The organism is Acidobacteriota bacterium (assembly GCA_016713675.1).
Classification (GTDB): Bacteria; Acidobacteriota; Blastocatellia; order Pyrinomonadales; family Pyrinomonadaceae; genus OLB17.
Map to the genome: position 1 here is coordinate 2,166,486 of JADJOS010000001.1, position 14,177 is coordinate 2,180,662.

The following is a 14,177-nucleotide window of genomic DNA, read 5'->3' on the forward strand; positions in this document are numbered from 1 at the left end:
ATAATTTAGGCCGCTTGTTATGACGCTTTCAACGGAAAACCAGAATAAAGAGATCCAATTGGCAGAATCATTAAAGCAAAATGTGCCTGAGTTTGACGGCAATCCGCTGTTCAATCGCGAATTGAGTTGGCTCGAATTCAACCGCCACGTGTTGGATGAAGCGACTGACGACACGCTGCCCGTGCTTGAGAGGCTGAAGTTCCTTTCGATCTTTTCGACCAACTTGGACGAGTTCTTCATGATTCGCGTCGCCGGACTCAAAGAGCAGATCGCCGAAAGCGTCGGGGAGCTCTCACCCGATGGCATGTCGGCTTCCGAACAGCTCCGCGAGATCTACAAACGTCTGAGGCCAATGCTCAAGCGGCAAGTGTCTTACCTCGGCGAAAACGTATTTCCGGCCCTGCAGAAAGCTGGAATCTCGATCGAGGCCTATTCGTCGCTTACAGCCCGTGAGCGAAAGACGCTTGATAAGTATTTTCGCGACAATCTTTTTCCTATTCTGACGCCGCAATCTGTCGATTCCAGTCATCCGTTTCCCTATATTTCAAACCTGAGCCTGAACCTGGGGCTGATAATTGAGCCGAACCGGGCACTGACGCAGCCAAATCTAAGATATCTCTTTAAGCAAAAGCGATTCGGGCGAATCAAACTGCCGCCTTCGGTGCCGCGTTTGATACCGATCAATGAGAAGAAAGGCCGCTATGCATTGCTCGAAGAGGTGATCGCGGCAAACGTGTCTGAACTGTTCCCGAACATGAAAACGAGCGAGGCGTTCCTATTTCGAGTGACTCGGGACGCAGATATCGAGCTTCGTGAAGATGAAGCCGGTGACCTGATGCGAACGCTCGAACGCGAATTGCAGCGCCGCCGCGACCGTTTTGCCGTGCGACTCGAAGTTTCAACATCGATGCCGGAGAAGATGCTCAAACTGCTAACGACCGGCATTGGATTGAGCGACGACGATGTCGAACGCATCGACGGGTTTGTCGATATACCAGACTTGATGCAGTTATATTCGCTCGACCGGCCCGACCTCAAAGATAAGCCCATACATTCGATGCAGGTGTCGGCGTTTCAGGGACGGAAGAACATTTTCGAGGCGATCAAGCGGCAAGATGTATTGCTGCATCATCCGTATACGTCGTTCAATGCCGTGACAGATTTTGTCGCGGAGGCGGCCGAAGATCCGAGCGTTCAGGCGATCAAGATATGTCTTTATCGTGCCGGAAAGGACTCGCCGATCGTGAGTTCTCTGATACGTGCAAGCCGTTTAGGCAAACAAGTGACCGCTCTCGTCGAACTAAAGGCACGGTTTGACGAAGAGAACAACATCGAATGGGCACGGCGGCTCGAGAACGAAGGCGTTCACGTCGTTTACGGCATCAGCACCCTCAAAACACACTCGAAAGTCCTGCTGGTGATCCGACGGGAAAAGGACAAACTCGTTCGTTACGTCCATCTCGCGACCGGTAACTACAATCCATTCACGTCGCGGATCTACACTGATCTCGGCATCCTAACGGCGGACGAAGAGATCACAGCCGACGCATCGAACCTTTTCAACTTCCTTACCGGCTATTCGCAACAGGACAAATATCAGCGACTTCTCGTTGCCCCGCTGCATTTGCGTCAGCGTTTGATCGAGCTGATCCGCCGTGAGAGAAAGAACAAACTGGCGAAAAAAGAAGCAAGTATCGTCATCAAGGTCAACAGCCTGACGGACGTTGAATTGATCAATGAGCTGTATGAAGCATCAAAGGTCGGTGTTGAAATAGATCTGATCGTTCGCGGGATATGTACGCTTCGTCCGGGAATAAAAGGTCTGTCGGAGAATATCCGTGTTAGGTCTGTGATCGGGAGGTTTCTCGAACACAGCCGCGTTTTCTGGTTTGCCAACGGTGGAGCGCCCGAAATATTCATCGGCAGTGCCGATCTGATGCACCGGAATATGGACAGGCGTGTCGAAGTTCTGACGCCGATACTTGATCCCGAGATCAAAACCTATCTGAAGGACACGCTTTTGGCGGCATATTTGCGCGATGTGATCAATGTCCGCACGCTTCGAAGTGACGGTACATACAGACGGCACGCACAGAGGACGGGCGGAGGTTTTGATTCGCAGATGTCGTTTGTCGGTCAGGAAATTGCTGGTTAGGCCGTCTGGGTCTTTTCAAAGCGTGCTTCCATTACGGTCCCGATCTGCTTGCCGAACTTTGCCGTTAGCCGCGGATAACCGCGGGATTCATTTTCCAGGTGTTCAATGCCTAGTAGTTTCTCCGTAGCAAGAATGTCCTCGATAGCTCCTTCGATCTCCATGTAATAACCGAAAGGCAGCTCATCCAACACGACCTCTGTGTTCCCGAGGTGCCATGCCTTGCGGTGCTTTTCGTAAACTACCGAAAGTACATATCCAAGCCGTTCGATGATCGCCTCAATTGCGTCAACGTCCTGGACGATCGTCTCGTGTTCGATCTGGTGCTTAAAAGCGGCCTGACTGCCGACCTTTTCTTTGTACGTCAGTACCGTCTTTTCGGGCGTCTTGCGGAGCCTGAGTACGGCTCCGCGTTCGTCTAAGACCCCGCCTCGATGCAGATAATTCTCCTCAAACGTTTCGTACGCGAACATCGCCCCGATCTCACCTAGTTTTGCCGTCAATTCGACCAGAAGTTTCTTGTCGATCTTGTACTTCTTCTCAATTTCGAACGCCATTAGATAGATAGTAGAAAATAAGCGAAAATAGGGCAAACTGCGGTATTAGTTGGGTGGACAACTTGACTCGATCTGACCTATAACCGATACTTGAAAAAAGGTCAGGTATTAAGCCTGATGCTTTGATACTGAAAACAGAGGAAATATATGCCATACCCAGAAATGATGATCTACGGAATGCGTGCTGAGCTCGCGGAACTCGGGATCGAAGAAGCAAAAACCAGTGAAGCAGTGGTCGAAGCCATAGAAAACACAAAAGGCACATTGATGGTCGTCGTCAATTCGGTCTGCGGCTGCGCTGCTGGCGGAGTCCGTCCGGGCATCGCGATGGCCCTGCAGAATTCGGAGAACAAACCTGACCGAGCCATCACCGTGTTTGCGGGTGCCGACATTGACGCCACCGACACGGCACGTGAGCATTTTACAGGTTATGCACCGTCATCGCCGGCGATCGGCTTTATTCAAGACGGCAAGCTCGTGCAGATGTTCGAACGCCGCGACCTCGAAGGCCGCAATCCGATGGTGATCGCTCAGGCATTGATCGAAACGTTTGATACGCATTGCGCGAAAACCGAAGCCGCAAACAACTAGATATAGTTTTCAAAGATCATGAAAACCGCTCTTTCGAGGGCGGTTTTTTTGTTGAGTTTTGACAAGCAGCCTCACTCCGGTCTCTGCGAGGCCCCCCGTGTGCTCTGCGCGGAATTCTTGGTAAGGTCTTTCCAAGCAGAGAATGCAAAGAAAGACGCCGAGTACGCTGAGAAATCGCTTGATGCTAATAATAGTTTCAAAGTGATCCGGCTGCGGGTCAAGATATCTATTGCGTCAAACCACTGATAATCGTTAAACTAAAAGTGGTTATCGTTTAGCGACACTTCGTAACCTGCACAAAATGTCCATCAGCCAAAGACAACATGTTCGGTTCTCGCTCGATATACCAGCATGGATATTCAACAAGAACGGCGAAAAACAAGAGACGCGGCTCCAGCAGATCTCGATCGGCGGCTGCTTTACAGGCTGGGAAGAAAATATCTACATCGGCGATGAATTTCGTATGGAGATCCCGCTGCCCAATGGCAACTTTCTCCCGCTGGCATGCAAAGCCTTATACCGTTTCGAAGATACGGGCATCGGCGTCCGGTTCACCGACGTTTCGCAGTTCGAACAATCGCTGATTTCAAATATCATCGCCCATCGCCTCGACGAAGAGGGCGTGCCGCTCCAGATCGATCCGTTTCACACGCCGCCCTCATTCGTGGCCGAACAACCAAGCCCACGTGTGACCGACATACGGCAGAAACGCGACAGCATCCTCGAACACATCATGGCTCCGGAATAGCCGTTTATTGCGGCTTTGGCGGCTGCGGCGGTCGAATTCCCGTATATTGAGCCGAGGCTATTTTCCACAAATCTCTGTCCTTTTTCAAAACATACGTTGCTCGAATGCTACGCGGCGGCATCGGTTTGCCGTCGGTCGTCATTGTGTAATTGAGCCGCACGATGACGATAGCCAATTTGCCGTAATTGCGGATCGAGTGCTCGGCCGCCTCGACGGAAGTCTTTACTTTCGCCGCCGCAGCCTTTGCCTCCGGCGAGTAAAAACCGAGGACCTTTTCCCGCGGATCAAATTCGCCGACCGGCGAGATCTCGATGTAATCAGCCGTAAGGATGCTGTCGATGGTCTTGGCGTCGTATTCGGTTTGGGCAGTTACCATTTGGCTGACGATCGCTTTGAGTGCGTGGTCGTCCTTGCTTTGCGCCTGCGAAACGGACACGCAAACGGCCATCGAGAGAATAAATGCAGTGAGTATATGGTTGAACTTCATAGTCATTTTAATACGACTTATGAATCGTTTTGTTTCGGCTAAAACAGCTCGTCCATCGCCTGTTCTAAATTCTTCACACCGACAACACGTATTCCCAATAGTTTCTCGAGACCTTTCTTATTCGATTCTGGCAATATCAGTTTCTTAAATCCTAAAACCTGAGCTTCGCGGGCCCGGGCTTGGGCCTGGAGGACGCCGCGGACTTCGCCCGTGAGGCCGACTTCGCCGAAGACGGCGGTTTCGGGCGGGACCTGGATGTTTCGGAAACTCGACGCGATGGCGGCGATGATGCCAAGGTCGGCGGCGGGTTCGTCGATCTCCATTCCGCCCGCGATGTTGACGAAAACGTCGTCGCCAGCGAGTTGCAGGCCGACCTGTTTCTCTAAAACGGCGATCAGCAGCGACGCTCGATTGTGGTCGAATCCCTGTGTCATTCGCCGTGCCGTGCCAAATTTTGTACTGCTTACCAAGGCCTGTACCTCGACCAGCATCGGCCGGGTGCCTTCCATACAGACGGTGACGACCGAGCCGGTCGCGTTCTCGGGGCGTTCCTGTAGAAAAAGTTCGGACGGGTTACCTACCGGAACCAGGCCCGCGTTGGTCATCTCGAAAACGCCGATCTCGTTTGCCGCACCAAAGCGGTTCTTGGTCGCGCGAATGATGCGGTGATTGTGGTGGCGGTCGCCTTCGAAATAGAGGACGGTGTCGACGATGTGTTCGAGCGTTTTCGGGCCGGCGATCGAGCCTTCTTTTGTGACGTGTCCGGTGAGGAAGACTGGCGTTCCGGTTTGTTTAGCGAATATCATAAACTGCGCCGCCACATCGCGAACCTGCGAAACGCTGCCGGGAGCCGACTCGATACGTTCGCTGAAAACGGTCTGGATCGAATCGACGATGACAAAATCGGGCCGCAGTTTGTCGGTCTCCGCGATGATCGTCTGTAGATTGGTCTCGGGCAGTAGAAAGAGATTGTCGGCCGTGAGTCCGAGGCGTTCGCCGCGCATCTTTATTTGGCGTTCCGATTCTTCGCCGGAAACGTAGAGGACCTTGCCGCCGCTGCGGCCGAGTTTATCGGCCATTTGGATAACGATCGTCGATTTCCCGATTCCCGGAGCGCCACCGATCAGAACGAGTGAGCCCGCGACGATGCCGCCGCCGAGGACGCGGTCTAGTTCGTCGATGCCGGTCGAGGTGCGGGCGTCGTCCTGTGATTCGATATTGTCATAGGGGATCGGTGCTGTTTCGCGAAACGATTTTCCAAATCCGGTTGCTGCCTTTGCCTCAGCCGCAGGCCGAAATCGTTCCTCGACGAGCGTGTTCCACTCGCCGCATTCGGGGCATTGCCCGAGCCATTTTCGCGATTGCCCGCCGCAGTTCTGACAGGCCCAAATTGTTGTCGGTTGCTTTGCCATCTTTTTAGAAAGTCAGGATACAACAGTCGATGCCGCCGCCTAAGTTCACGGCAAGCTGTTTCGGCCGATTTGTCTCCAAGTAATCCAAATTTCAATGGGTGTTTTCACCAAAAAAAAGCCAGACATTCACTAATTGTTCCCAAACCGGGACAAGTCGGGACAATATTCGGGTTGGCTAACCTATTGCATTAAATAGGGTTACATTGTATTCGCAATCTTGTCCCACTGTCCCGCAGGAATTTGCCGATCTCAACCCGAAAACCCGCCGAACGTTTTCCATCCATTCCGGAGCATTTCAAATGGCCAGAGAACATTTTAACACAGATTGCGAGTGCGGACGGCAGTGTTATATCTGAAACAGTTCGTGAATTAATCTGTTCAGCCTTTGGCGCTTTTGTTTCGAGAATAAAGGGCCGAATCAGCGTATCTACCTACATCGGCCAATTTATGGAAACGCGAAATTTCGTGGTAAGATTTCAGACGATGAAAGCAGATGTCATCATTATCAGAGTTGGATTTGTATTGCTGCTCGGCATAGTCGGGTACTTTCTGAATCCACTGTCGAAGAGCAGCCATTTGGCTGACATCTTCGGCGATAGTGTGCGTTCGAAACAGCTAGTTTCAGCTGCTTTTGGATTGATCGTCGGTCTGATGATCATAGGGTTTGAGGTGCGGGCCCGACGAGCTTCGCTCAAAACTTTGATCGGGGCGGCTATCGGTTCTATCGGTGGGATCATCGGTGCATATCTGATCGGGATGCTCATCAGCAGCCAGGATATCAATACCGTCCCGGGCGAACTCAAGACCTTTCTCACGATCGCACTCGCGTTCTTTATGGGCTATATCGGCTTGATGGTCGGTGCGGCAAAAGGTGATTTTATTGATCTCGCAGCTCTCGGCGGCGTTTTTAGCGATAAGAACGTGAAGCGGGATTACAAGATCTTAGACACATCGGTGATCATCGATGGGCGTATCGCCGACGTTTCGGAGACCGGGTTTCTCGGCGGCACGCTGATAATTCCTCATTTTATTCTGGCTGAATTGCAGCAGGTCGCTGACTCGGCGGATTCGTCAAAACGCCAACGCGGACGCCGCGGACTCGACATGCTTCAGCGGCTGCGTAACAACAGCAATCTGGATATCCAACTGGTTGAGACGGATTTTCCCAACGTCAAAGAGGTCGATCTTAAGTTGATCGAGCTCGGCAAACAGCTGGACGCCGTCATCGTGACGAACGATTTCAATCTCAATAAGGTCTCGGAGCTTCGCGGCGTTTCTGTTCTCAACATAAATGAACTGGCGAACGCTCTCAAACCGGTCGTTCTGCCTGGCGAAGCGATGCGTGTTTTCGTCCTGAAAGAGGGCAAGGAATACAATCAGGGTGTCGCTTATCTCGATGACGGCACTATGGTCGTGGTCGATAATGCCCGCAAACTGATCGGTAAGACTGCTGATATTGCCGTCACCAGCGTTCTGCAAACCACCGCCGGCAAGATGATATTCGGCCGCCTCTGGGAAGAAAAAGAAGAGAACGGCGACAGCCACGTCGGCATACACGATTCGCGTTCTATGGGATTTCGCAAAGCCACACGTGAATTGAGACAGACGACGATCATTGAGGAAATTGACTAGGTGAATACCGCCATTATCGTGGCTGCCGGCAGCGGAAGCCGATTTGGTTCCGCCATACCAAAGCAATTTGCCGTTCTCTGCGGCAAACCCGTTATCATCCATACGATCGAGCGATTTGAGGCTTGCGACGCGATCGACGAGATCGTGCTTGTATTATCTGAGTCCGGAATAGAGCAATTCCAGATCTCAAATTTCAGGTCTGAAATTAAAAAGCTAAAAAAGATCGTCTCGGGCGGAGCGAGCCGGACCGAGTCTGTCCGAAACGGTCTCGACGCAGTTGATCCATCCACCGAGTTCGTCGCTGTCCACGACGGTGCAAGACCGCTGGTCACATCCCGTGAGATCGCCCGGACGGTGGAAAAAGCTCTTGAGTCAGGGGCTGCATGTCTGGTTGCGGAGGTGACGGACACTATAAAAAAGATAGACGATGGCCACATCGCGGGTACGGTCGACCGCAACAGCTTGCGCCGGGCGTTGACGCCGCAGGCATTTCGATACGACCTGTTAAAACGGGCATTCGAAGGGGCTGATCTAAATGATTCGGTGACCGATGAGTGTTATCTAGTCGAGAAACTGGGCATTAAGATATCAATTGTTGAAGGAAGTTCTCGCAACATCAAGATAACTAAGCCGGACGATCTGTTATTTGCCGAGTCGGTAATTACAGCTGAAGCCGGATATTAATCGGCTTTGGTATGGATGATAAGTCATAACTTGGTCCCATTCGCTGAACCGTTATGACTTATTCCGGAACGTCTTTAACTATGTTTAGGATCGGATTTGGAACAGATATTCATCGGCTGGTTGCCGGACGACTGCTCGTCATCGGCGGCGTTGAGATAGAGTCGGACCTCGGTGCGGATGGGCATTCGGATGCGGATGTGCTGATGCATGCGGCGGTTGACGCGGTGCTTGGTGCTCTTGCTCTCGGCGATATTGGTACGCATTTTCCGAACACGGACGAACGCTGGCGGAATGTAGAAAGCTCGCAGTTTGTAAGGTATGCAGTCGAATTGATCAGGGAAAAGGGCTATTCGATAGTCAATTTTGATTCGGTCGTAGATCTCGAATCGCCAAAGCTTCGTCCTCACATCGATAAAATGCGAGCAAATCTGGCTGGAGCTCTCGGCGTCGAGATGGAAAGTGTGAGCGTTAAAGCAAAGACCGGCGAAGCGGTCGATGCCGTGGGCGAACGGCAGGCGGTTCGGGCCGAGGCGGTTGTCTTAGTTTCCAACAAATTTTAACCGCAGATAAATGCGGATATCAAAGATCTTGTTCAAATCGGTGTTCATCTGCACTCATCTGCCGTAAAAATCCTCTCCTTCTCTGTTAAGATTGTCGTAACACTATGCGGCCACAGGAAATAATTGCGAAAAAGCGGGACGGAAAGATCCTTTCGGACGTTGAGATCGGGCTGTTCATCGACGGCGTTTGCGACGGTTCGTGGGCGGATTATCAGATATCTGCGCTTGTGATGGCGATGTTCATGGGCGGGATGAACCAGCGTGAACAGGATGCGATCACGCGTGCGATGCTCGAATCCGGCACGGTAATGGATTTCTCTGACATTGACGCACCGAAAGCCGACAAACACTCGACCGGCGGCGTCGGTGATAAGACCTCGCTGGTCATTGCACCTATTGCCGCGGCGTGCGGCATTGCGGTTCCGATGATCTCTGGACGTGGGCTCGGGCATACGGGCGGGACACTTGATAAGCTCGAGGCGATTCCCGGATTTAATGTAAACCTGTCATTTCCAAAGTTTAAGAAGATCCTCAAGACATGCGGGATGGCTCTTGCCGGTCAGACAAAAGACATTGCTCCGGCCGATAAAAAGATCTATGCACTGCGTGACGCGACCGCGACCGTGCCGACCATCCCGCTGATCGTGGCGTCGATAATGTCGAAGAAACTCGCAGAAGGGTTAGACGCTTTGGTGCTTGATGTAAAGACGGGCTCAGGTGCGTTTATCACAGAATTTGCCAGATCTAAGCAGCTTGCAGAGGCGCTGTGCAAAACCGGCATCTCGTTCGGCGTTAATACCGAGGCGCTTGTTACTGATATGAGCGAACCGCTCGGAAAATACGTCGGCAACGCTCTCGAAACATTCGAATGCCTGAAAATACTACGGGGCGAAACCGACGAGGCAATGACGCCGACGCTTGACCTGTCGATCGAACTTACGGCAAATATGCTCGTGCAAACTCGGATGGCCGCGACGCTGAAAGATGCAAGAGCAAGGATCGAACAAGTGCTCAATTCGGGTGCGGCGCTTGAACGTTTTCGGCAGAACATCGAACTGCAAGGAGGCGATCCCTCGATCTGCGACAAGCCGGAAAAGCTCCTGACAAAGGGTTTGCGCAAACACGAGATCATTTCGCCATCGGGCGGTTATGTTGCTGAGATCGATGCACTCTCAGTTGGCCAAGCCGTTCGCGACATCGGCGGCGGACGTGTCAAGGCAGAGGACACTGTCGATCATGCAGTTGGCTACGAATTGTCAACAAAGATCGGTTCGAAAGTGAAAAAGGGCGACATTCTAGGCATTGTTCTCACTAGAACTGCGGCGGATGCAAAGCTCATTAGCGAAAAACTGCATAATGCGTATAAAATATCTGCGGAAATTCCAAAAATTCGAAAGCTTATACGAGCGAGGGTGTAGCCATTTATGAAGTTTCGGACATCGGCGATATTCATTGTTTTATTGGCGGCCGCTGCGTTAGCATCGTCGTGCGTTACGCGGACAGAGGCTCGCCGCGAAGGCTGCACGGCAAAGGTCGGCATCGTTTTTGACATTGGCGGCAAGAACGACCGTTCGTTCAATGCGGCGGCCTGGGAAGGCGTTCAGCGTGCGGAAAAAGAACTTGGAATCTGTCTGTACGACGTAGAACCGGGCAATCCGACCTCGATCGAACCGGCCATGCGTGCATTCGCCGAAAAGAAGTTTGATCTGATCATTGGTGTTGGTTTCGCCCAAGGGCCGATCTTGCAGAGAGTCGCCTCAGACTATCCGGATGTTAAGTTTGCGATCGTCGACGGCGTTATCTTTGAGGCGGACGGCAAAACTCCGATGAAAAATGTCGCATCACTGGTTTTTCGGGAACACGAAGGTTCGTATCTGGTCGGGATGATCGCTGCGTCAAAATCGAAGACCGGCGTTCTGGGCTTCTTGGGTGGCATGGACATTCCGCTCATCCATCGTTTTGCCCAAGGTTACGAAGAAGGTGCTCTTTCCGTTAATCCCAAAATGAGGGTGATACGCAACTATTGCGGCGTCAGCGATAGTGCCTGGAATAATCCCGGTAAAGGAAAAGAACTTTCGCTCGCACAGATAGAGAAAGGAGCGGACGTGATCTTTACGGCTGCCGGCAACTCGGGGCTTGGGGCTTTTGACGCGGTCGAACAGTTTGGTCTTAACGATCAAGGCGAAGCCAACCGTTTTGTGATCGGGGTCGATTCAAATCAAAACGGCGTCAAGCCCGGATTTGTACTCACCTCGATGGTCAAGCGCGTCGATAACGCGGTTTACGATGTCGTCAAGGAAGTGCTCGGCGGTCAATTCAAGGGCGGATTTCATACGTTCGGCCTCGACAAGGATGGCGTCGCCTATGCAATGGACAAGAACAACGAAGCACTGATCCCGGCTGATGTGATCCAAAAGACAGAAGAAGCAAAACGAAAGATCGTCGCCGGCGAGATCAAGGTGACGGATGCAATGGCGAAATAGATCATGCTTGAACTACGAAATATCACAAAAACATTCGGAAACGTCACGGCAAATAACGATGTTTCGATAACTGTTCATAAGGGAACGATCCACGCGATCGTCGGCGAGAACGGGGCCGGGAAATCGACGATCATGCGGATCGCTTACGGCTTCTATAAAGCGGACAGCGGCCAGATAGTGGTCAATGGGAATGTCGTGTCGATCAAAAGTCCGCATGACGCGATCGCCCTTGGCATCGGCATGGTGCACCAGCATTTTATGCTGGTCGATACGATGACGGCGGCTGAGAATATCGTGCTTGGGGCAGAGACTGGAACAGCGACCAATCTCGATCTCGACAAGGCTAACCGCGACATTCTTGCCCTTTCAAATGAATTGCGGCTCGGAGTAGATCCAAAGGCGTATATAGAAGATCTCTCGGTCGGCCAGCAGCAACGGGTTGAGCTGCTCAAGGCACTATATCGAAACGCGGAATTGCTGATCCTCGATGAGCCGACCGCCGTGCTTTCGCCGCAGGAGGTCGAGGAATTCTTCGGTATCCTCCGCCGCATGAAAGAACAGGGCAAAACCGTCATCATCATCACCCACAAACTCGATGAGGTTCTGGCAATATCCGACGAGGTAACTGTGATGCGTGACGGAAAGTCAGTCGGCAATGTCAGGACGGCGGAAACGAGTGCAAAGGACCTGGCACGAATGATAGTCGGGCGGGATGTTTTACTGCGCGTTGATAAATCAGACGCGACACCCGATGGAACGGTTTTGGAAGTCAAGGGTTTGTCCGTCAGCGGAAAGAACGGGCCGGCGGTGAAAGGCGTATCGTTCTCGGTGCGTGCAGGCGAGATCGTCGGCATAGCCGGAATCGAGGGCAACGGGCAGACAGAACTGATCGAGGCGTTGTCAGGACTTACAAAAGCAACAGGCGGGAACGTCGAATTTGACGGCAAAGACATAACGAATCAATCTGCCCGCCAATTAAAAGAGCTAGGTATAGCCCACATTCCGGAGGATCGCCACAAACGCGGGTTGCTGCTTCACTCAGATCTTGCTGAAAACTCGATCCTGGGCGTGCACTATCGTCCTCCGGTGTCGTCCGGCGGCATGATGAACAACTCAGCGATCAATAAGCGAGTCAGCGAGATAATTAAGAACTTTGACGTTCGCCCGGGCGATCCGACGCTTTCAGCCAAATCACTCTCGGGCGGTAATCAGCAAAAGCTGATCATCGGACGCGAATTTGAGCTCGATCCAAAGCTGCTGCTAGTTTCGCAGCCGACACGCGGTGTGGATATCGGTGCGATCGAATTTATCCACCGCAAACTTATCGAACTCCGCGATGCCGGTTCGGCTGTCCTCCTTGTCTCGGCGGAATTGGAAGAGGTCACTGCGCTGGCCGACCGGTTGCTCGTCATTCGCGAAGGCAAGATCGTAGGCGAGGTCGACCCGAAAGTCACCTCGGTCGAAGATATCGGCCTGATGATGACCGGCGGAGTCTAAAAACAATAAGCGCTAAGATACATGAAAAAGCACAAAACGAGGCTGGATTCAGTTTCGTGCTTTATTTGTGATACGGCGGTTGTATCAAACGAAGAGTGATGATCATCCGTTGAACATTGCCTTCATTGCGGTGATAGCCCTTTCGAGATTTTCCATCGAGGTCGCATACGAGAATCGCAAGAAACCGTCCGCCCCAAAGCCTGCACCGTCAGTCACGACGATATGTGCCTCTTTCAGCAGCAGTGCGGCGACATCCGCCGAACTTGCAAGATCGTCGCCGAGCATTTCGCGCACATCCACAAAGGCATAAAAAGCGCCTTCGGGCATTGGGCATTTGAAGCCTTTGATCTCGTTCAATGCCGGCACGAACCAGTTTTTGCGGCGTTCATATTCGGCGGTCATGGCGTTTACCGCATACATGGTTCCTTCGATATTGCCGAGGGCCTTGGCACAGGCGTATTGGACGAATGACGTCGGATGCGTGGCCGAATGGCTCTGCAGTTTTACTATCGCGGCGGTCCATTCCGGGTTAGCGATCGTATAACCGATCCGCCAGCCGGTCATCGCATAGGTCTTAGAGAAGCTGCCGGCCACACACACGAATTGTCTTAATTCCGGCGGTAGCGTTGCAAGCGAAAATGGTTCGGCCGGCGGATATGCGAAAAATAGATAACATTCGTCGGTCAGGACGTATATATTTCGAGCGGCGCATACCTCAACGATCTTTCGCATCTCGGCGGGCGGCACGACGCGTCCCGATGGGTTGCTGGGGGAATTGATGATCAGCAATTTGGTCTTTGGCGTGATCGCGGCTGCGACCTGATCGGCCGTTAAGATGAATTCGGTTTGTTCCGTCTCGATAAAGACGCTGTTCGATCGGCAAAACGTGACGATCTCAGGGAATGTGACCCAATATGGTTTTGGGATCAAAACATCGTCGCCCGGATTCAACAAAGAACACGCGGCATTGAACAGCGCCTGCTTTCCGCCGCACGACGCAGCGATCTGATTCTGCTTGAGATCGGTCTTAAACCTTGCAGCGTAGAAATCAACGATCGATTTCCGGAATTCGATCGTGCCTGCCGTTGCTGTGTATTTAGTAAGTCCCTTGGCTAGGCCTTCGACCGCGTATTGTTTGATAAAATCAGGTGTGTCGAAATCGGGCTCGCCGACCGAAAGATCGATGACATCAACACCGCTCGCTCGCAATTCATTCGCCATCTGAGCAGCGATCAATGTTGAAGAGCCTTGCATCTTGGCGACATTTTCAGAAACGGGGAAAGTCATAAGGAAGATTTTAACGCAGAGATCGCTGAGAACGCAGAGGAGGATATAGAAATTACTAAATCAATTTTTCTCAGCGTGCTTTGCGGT

The 14,177-nt window shown here is 52.2% G+C and carries 13 protein-coding genes; 9 read left to right on the plus strand and 4 right to left on the minus strand.

Annotation, left to right across the window (positions count from 1 at the left end; translation table 11 throughout):
* The first annotated feature begins 19 nt into the window (after nucleotides 1-19).
* On the plus strand, nucleotides 20-2,155 hold the full coding sequence (gene ppk1 / locus IPK01_09945) for a polyphosphate kinase 1 (protein MBK7933803.1): 2,136 nt from the start codon (nucleotides 20-22) through the stop codon (nucleotides 2,153-2,155).
* Here the strand turns inward: ppk1 and IPK01_09950 are convergent.
* Entirely contained in the window at nucleotides 2,152-2,709 is a 558-nt protein-coding gene (locus tag IPK01_09950) for a class IV adenylate cyclase (GenBank protein MBK7933804.1), read from the minus strand. The genes ppk1 and IPK01_09950 overlap by 4 nt on opposite strands.
* 147 nt (nucleotides 2,710-2,856) lie before the next feature.
* Between IPK01_09950 and IPK01_09955 the strand changes: the two genes are divergently transcribed.
* Both IPK01_09955 and IPK01_09960 read left to right on the plus strand, forming a co-directional pair.
* Nucleotides 2,857-3,300, plus strand: coding sequence for a BrxA/BrxB family bacilliredoxin (locus IPK01_09955; GenBank protein MBK7933805.1), 444 nt, complete (start codon nucleotides 2,857-2,859; stop codon nucleotides 3,298-3,300).
* 301 nt (nucleotides 3,301-3,601) lie between these two features.
* Nucleotides 3,602-4,048 (plus strand): PilZ domain-containing protein, encoded by a 447-nt coding sequence (locus IPK01_09960; protein ID MBK7933806.1) that lies wholly within the window; start codon nucleotides 3,602-3,604, stop codon nucleotides 4,046-4,048.
* A gap of 4 nt (nucleotides 4,049-4,052) precedes the next feature.
* Here IPK01_09960 and IPK01_09965 read toward each other — a convergent pair whose 3' ends face one another.
* Together IPK01_09965 and radA are read right to left on the minus strand one after the other, a co-directional pair.
* Nucleotides 4,053-4,535 (minus strand): nuclear transport factor 2 family protein, encoded by a 483-nt coding sequence (locus tag IPK01_09965; protein ID MBK7933807.1) that lies wholly within the window; start codon nucleotides 4,533-4,535, stop codon nucleotides 4,053-4,055.
* A 38-nt stretch (nucleotides 4,536-4,573) separates the two neighbouring features.
* Entirely contained in the window at nucleotides 4,574-5,947 is a 1,374-nt protein-coding gene (gene radA, locus IPK01_09970) for a DNA repair protein RadA (protein ID MBK7933808.1), read from the minus strand.
* Nucleotides 5,948-6,430: 483 nt separating this feature from the next.
* Here radA and IPK01_09975 point away from each other — a divergent pair, with 483 nt between their 5' ends.
* The 6 genes from IPK01_09975 to IPK01_10000 all read left to right on the plus strand — a co-directional run bounded on the left by IPK01_09975 (nucleotide 6,431) and on the right by IPK01_10000 (nucleotide 12,803).
* The gene (locus IPK01_09975; GenBank protein ID MBK7933809.1) at nucleotides 6,431-7,579 is read left to right on the plus strand and encodes a TRAM domain-containing protein; all 1,149 of its coding nucleotides are present in this window, start codon (nucleotides 6,431-6,433) and stop codon (nucleotides 7,577-7,579) included.
* Nucleotides 7,580-8,263: a 2-C-methyl-D-erythritol 4-phosphate cytidylyltransferase gene (gene ispD / locus IPK01_09980; protein ID MBK7933810.1), complete on the plus strand. Its 684-nt coding sequence runs from the start codon at nucleotides 7,580-7,582 to the stop codon at nucleotides 8,261-8,263.
* Nucleotides 8,264-8,343: 80 nt separating this feature from the next.
* A complete protein-coding gene (locus IPK01_09985; protein MBK7933811.1) occupies nucleotides 8,344-8,823 on the plus strand; it encodes a 2-C-methyl-D-erythritol 2,4-cyclodiphosphate synthase in 480 nt (159 codons plus the stop codon).
* A 104-nt stretch (nucleotides 8,824-8,927) separates the two neighbouring features.
* Nucleotides 8,928-10,241 (plus strand): thymidine phosphorylase, encoded by a 1,314-nt coding sequence (locus IPK01_09990; GenBank protein MBK7933812.1) that lies wholly within the window; start codon nucleotides 8,928-8,930, stop codon nucleotides 10,239-10,241.
* A gap of 6 nt (nucleotides 10,242-10,247) precedes the next feature.
* The gene (locus IPK01_09995) at nucleotides 10,248-11,306 is read left to right on the plus strand and encodes a BMP family ABC transporter substrate-binding protein (protein MBK7933813.1); all 1,059 of its coding nucleotides are present in this window, start codon (nucleotides 10,248-10,250) and stop codon (nucleotides 11,304-11,306) included.
* Nucleotides 11,307-11,309: 3 nt separating this feature from the next.
* On the plus strand, nucleotides 11,310-12,803 hold the full coding sequence (locus IPK01_10000) for an ABC transporter ATP-binding protein (GenBank protein MBK7933814.1): 1,494 nt from the start codon (nucleotides 11,310-11,312) through the stop codon (nucleotides 12,801-12,803).
* 102 nt (nucleotides 12,804-12,905) lie between these two features.
* Here the strand turns inward: IPK01_10000 and IPK01_10005 are convergent, their stop codons facing one another.
* The gene (locus IPK01_10005; protein ID MBK7933815.1) at nucleotides 12,906-14,090 is read right to left on the minus strand and encodes a pyridoxal phosphate-dependent aminotransferase; all 1,185 of its coding nucleotides are present in this window, start codon (nucleotides 14,088-14,090) and stop codon (nucleotides 12,906-12,908) included.
* Nucleotides 14,091-14,177: the final 87 nt, after the last annotated feature.

Bases quoted from the DNA above. Each gene is read 5' to 3' on its own strand.
- IPK01_09985 (MBK7933811.1), top strand. From the start codon at position 8,344: ATGTTTAGGATCGGATTTGGAACAGATATTCATCGGCTGGTTGCCGGA.
- IPK01_09975 (MBK7933809.1), top strand. From the start codon at position 6,431: ATGAAAGCAGATGTCATCATTATCAGAGTTGGATTTGTATTGCTGCTC.
- IPK01_09960 (MBK7933806.1), top strand. From the start codon at position 3,602: ATGTCCATCAGCCAAAGACAACATGTTCGGTTCTCGCTCGATATACCA.
- IPK01_10000 (MBK7933814.1), top strand. From the start codon at position 11,310: ATGCTTGAACTACGAAATATCACAAAAACATTCGGAAACGTCACGGCA.
- IPK01_10005 (MBK7933815.1), bottom strand. From the start codon at position 14,090: ATGACTTTCCCCGTTTCTGAAAATGTCGCCAAGATGCAAGGCTCTTCA.
- IPK01_09990 (MBK7933812.1), top strand. From the start codon at position 8,928: ATGCGGCCACAGGAAATAATTGCGAAAAAGCGGGACGGAAAGATCCTT.
- IPK01_09995 (MBK7933813.1), top strand. From the start codon at position 10,248: ATGAAGTTTCGGACATCGGCGATATTCATTGTTTTATTGGCGGCCGCT.
- ppk1 (MBK7933803.1), top strand. From the start codon at position 20: ATGACGCTTTCAACGGAAAACCAGAATAAAGAGATCCAATTGGCAGAA.
- IPK01_09955 (MBK7933805.1), top strand. From the start codon at position 2,857: ATGCCATACCCAGAAATGATGATCTACGGAATGCGTGCTGAGCTCGCG.
- radA (MBK7933808.1), bottom strand. From the start codon at position 5,947: ATGGCAAAGCAACCGACAACAATTTGGGCCTGTCAGAACTGCGGCGGG.
- IPK01_09965 (MBK7933807.1), bottom strand. From the start codon at position 4,535: ATGAAGTTCAACCATATACTCACTGCATTTATTCTCTCGATGGCCGTT.
- IPK01_09950 (MBK7933804.1), bottom strand. From the start codon at position 2,709: ATGGCGTTCGAAATTGAGAAGAAGTACAAGATCGACAAGAAACTTCTG.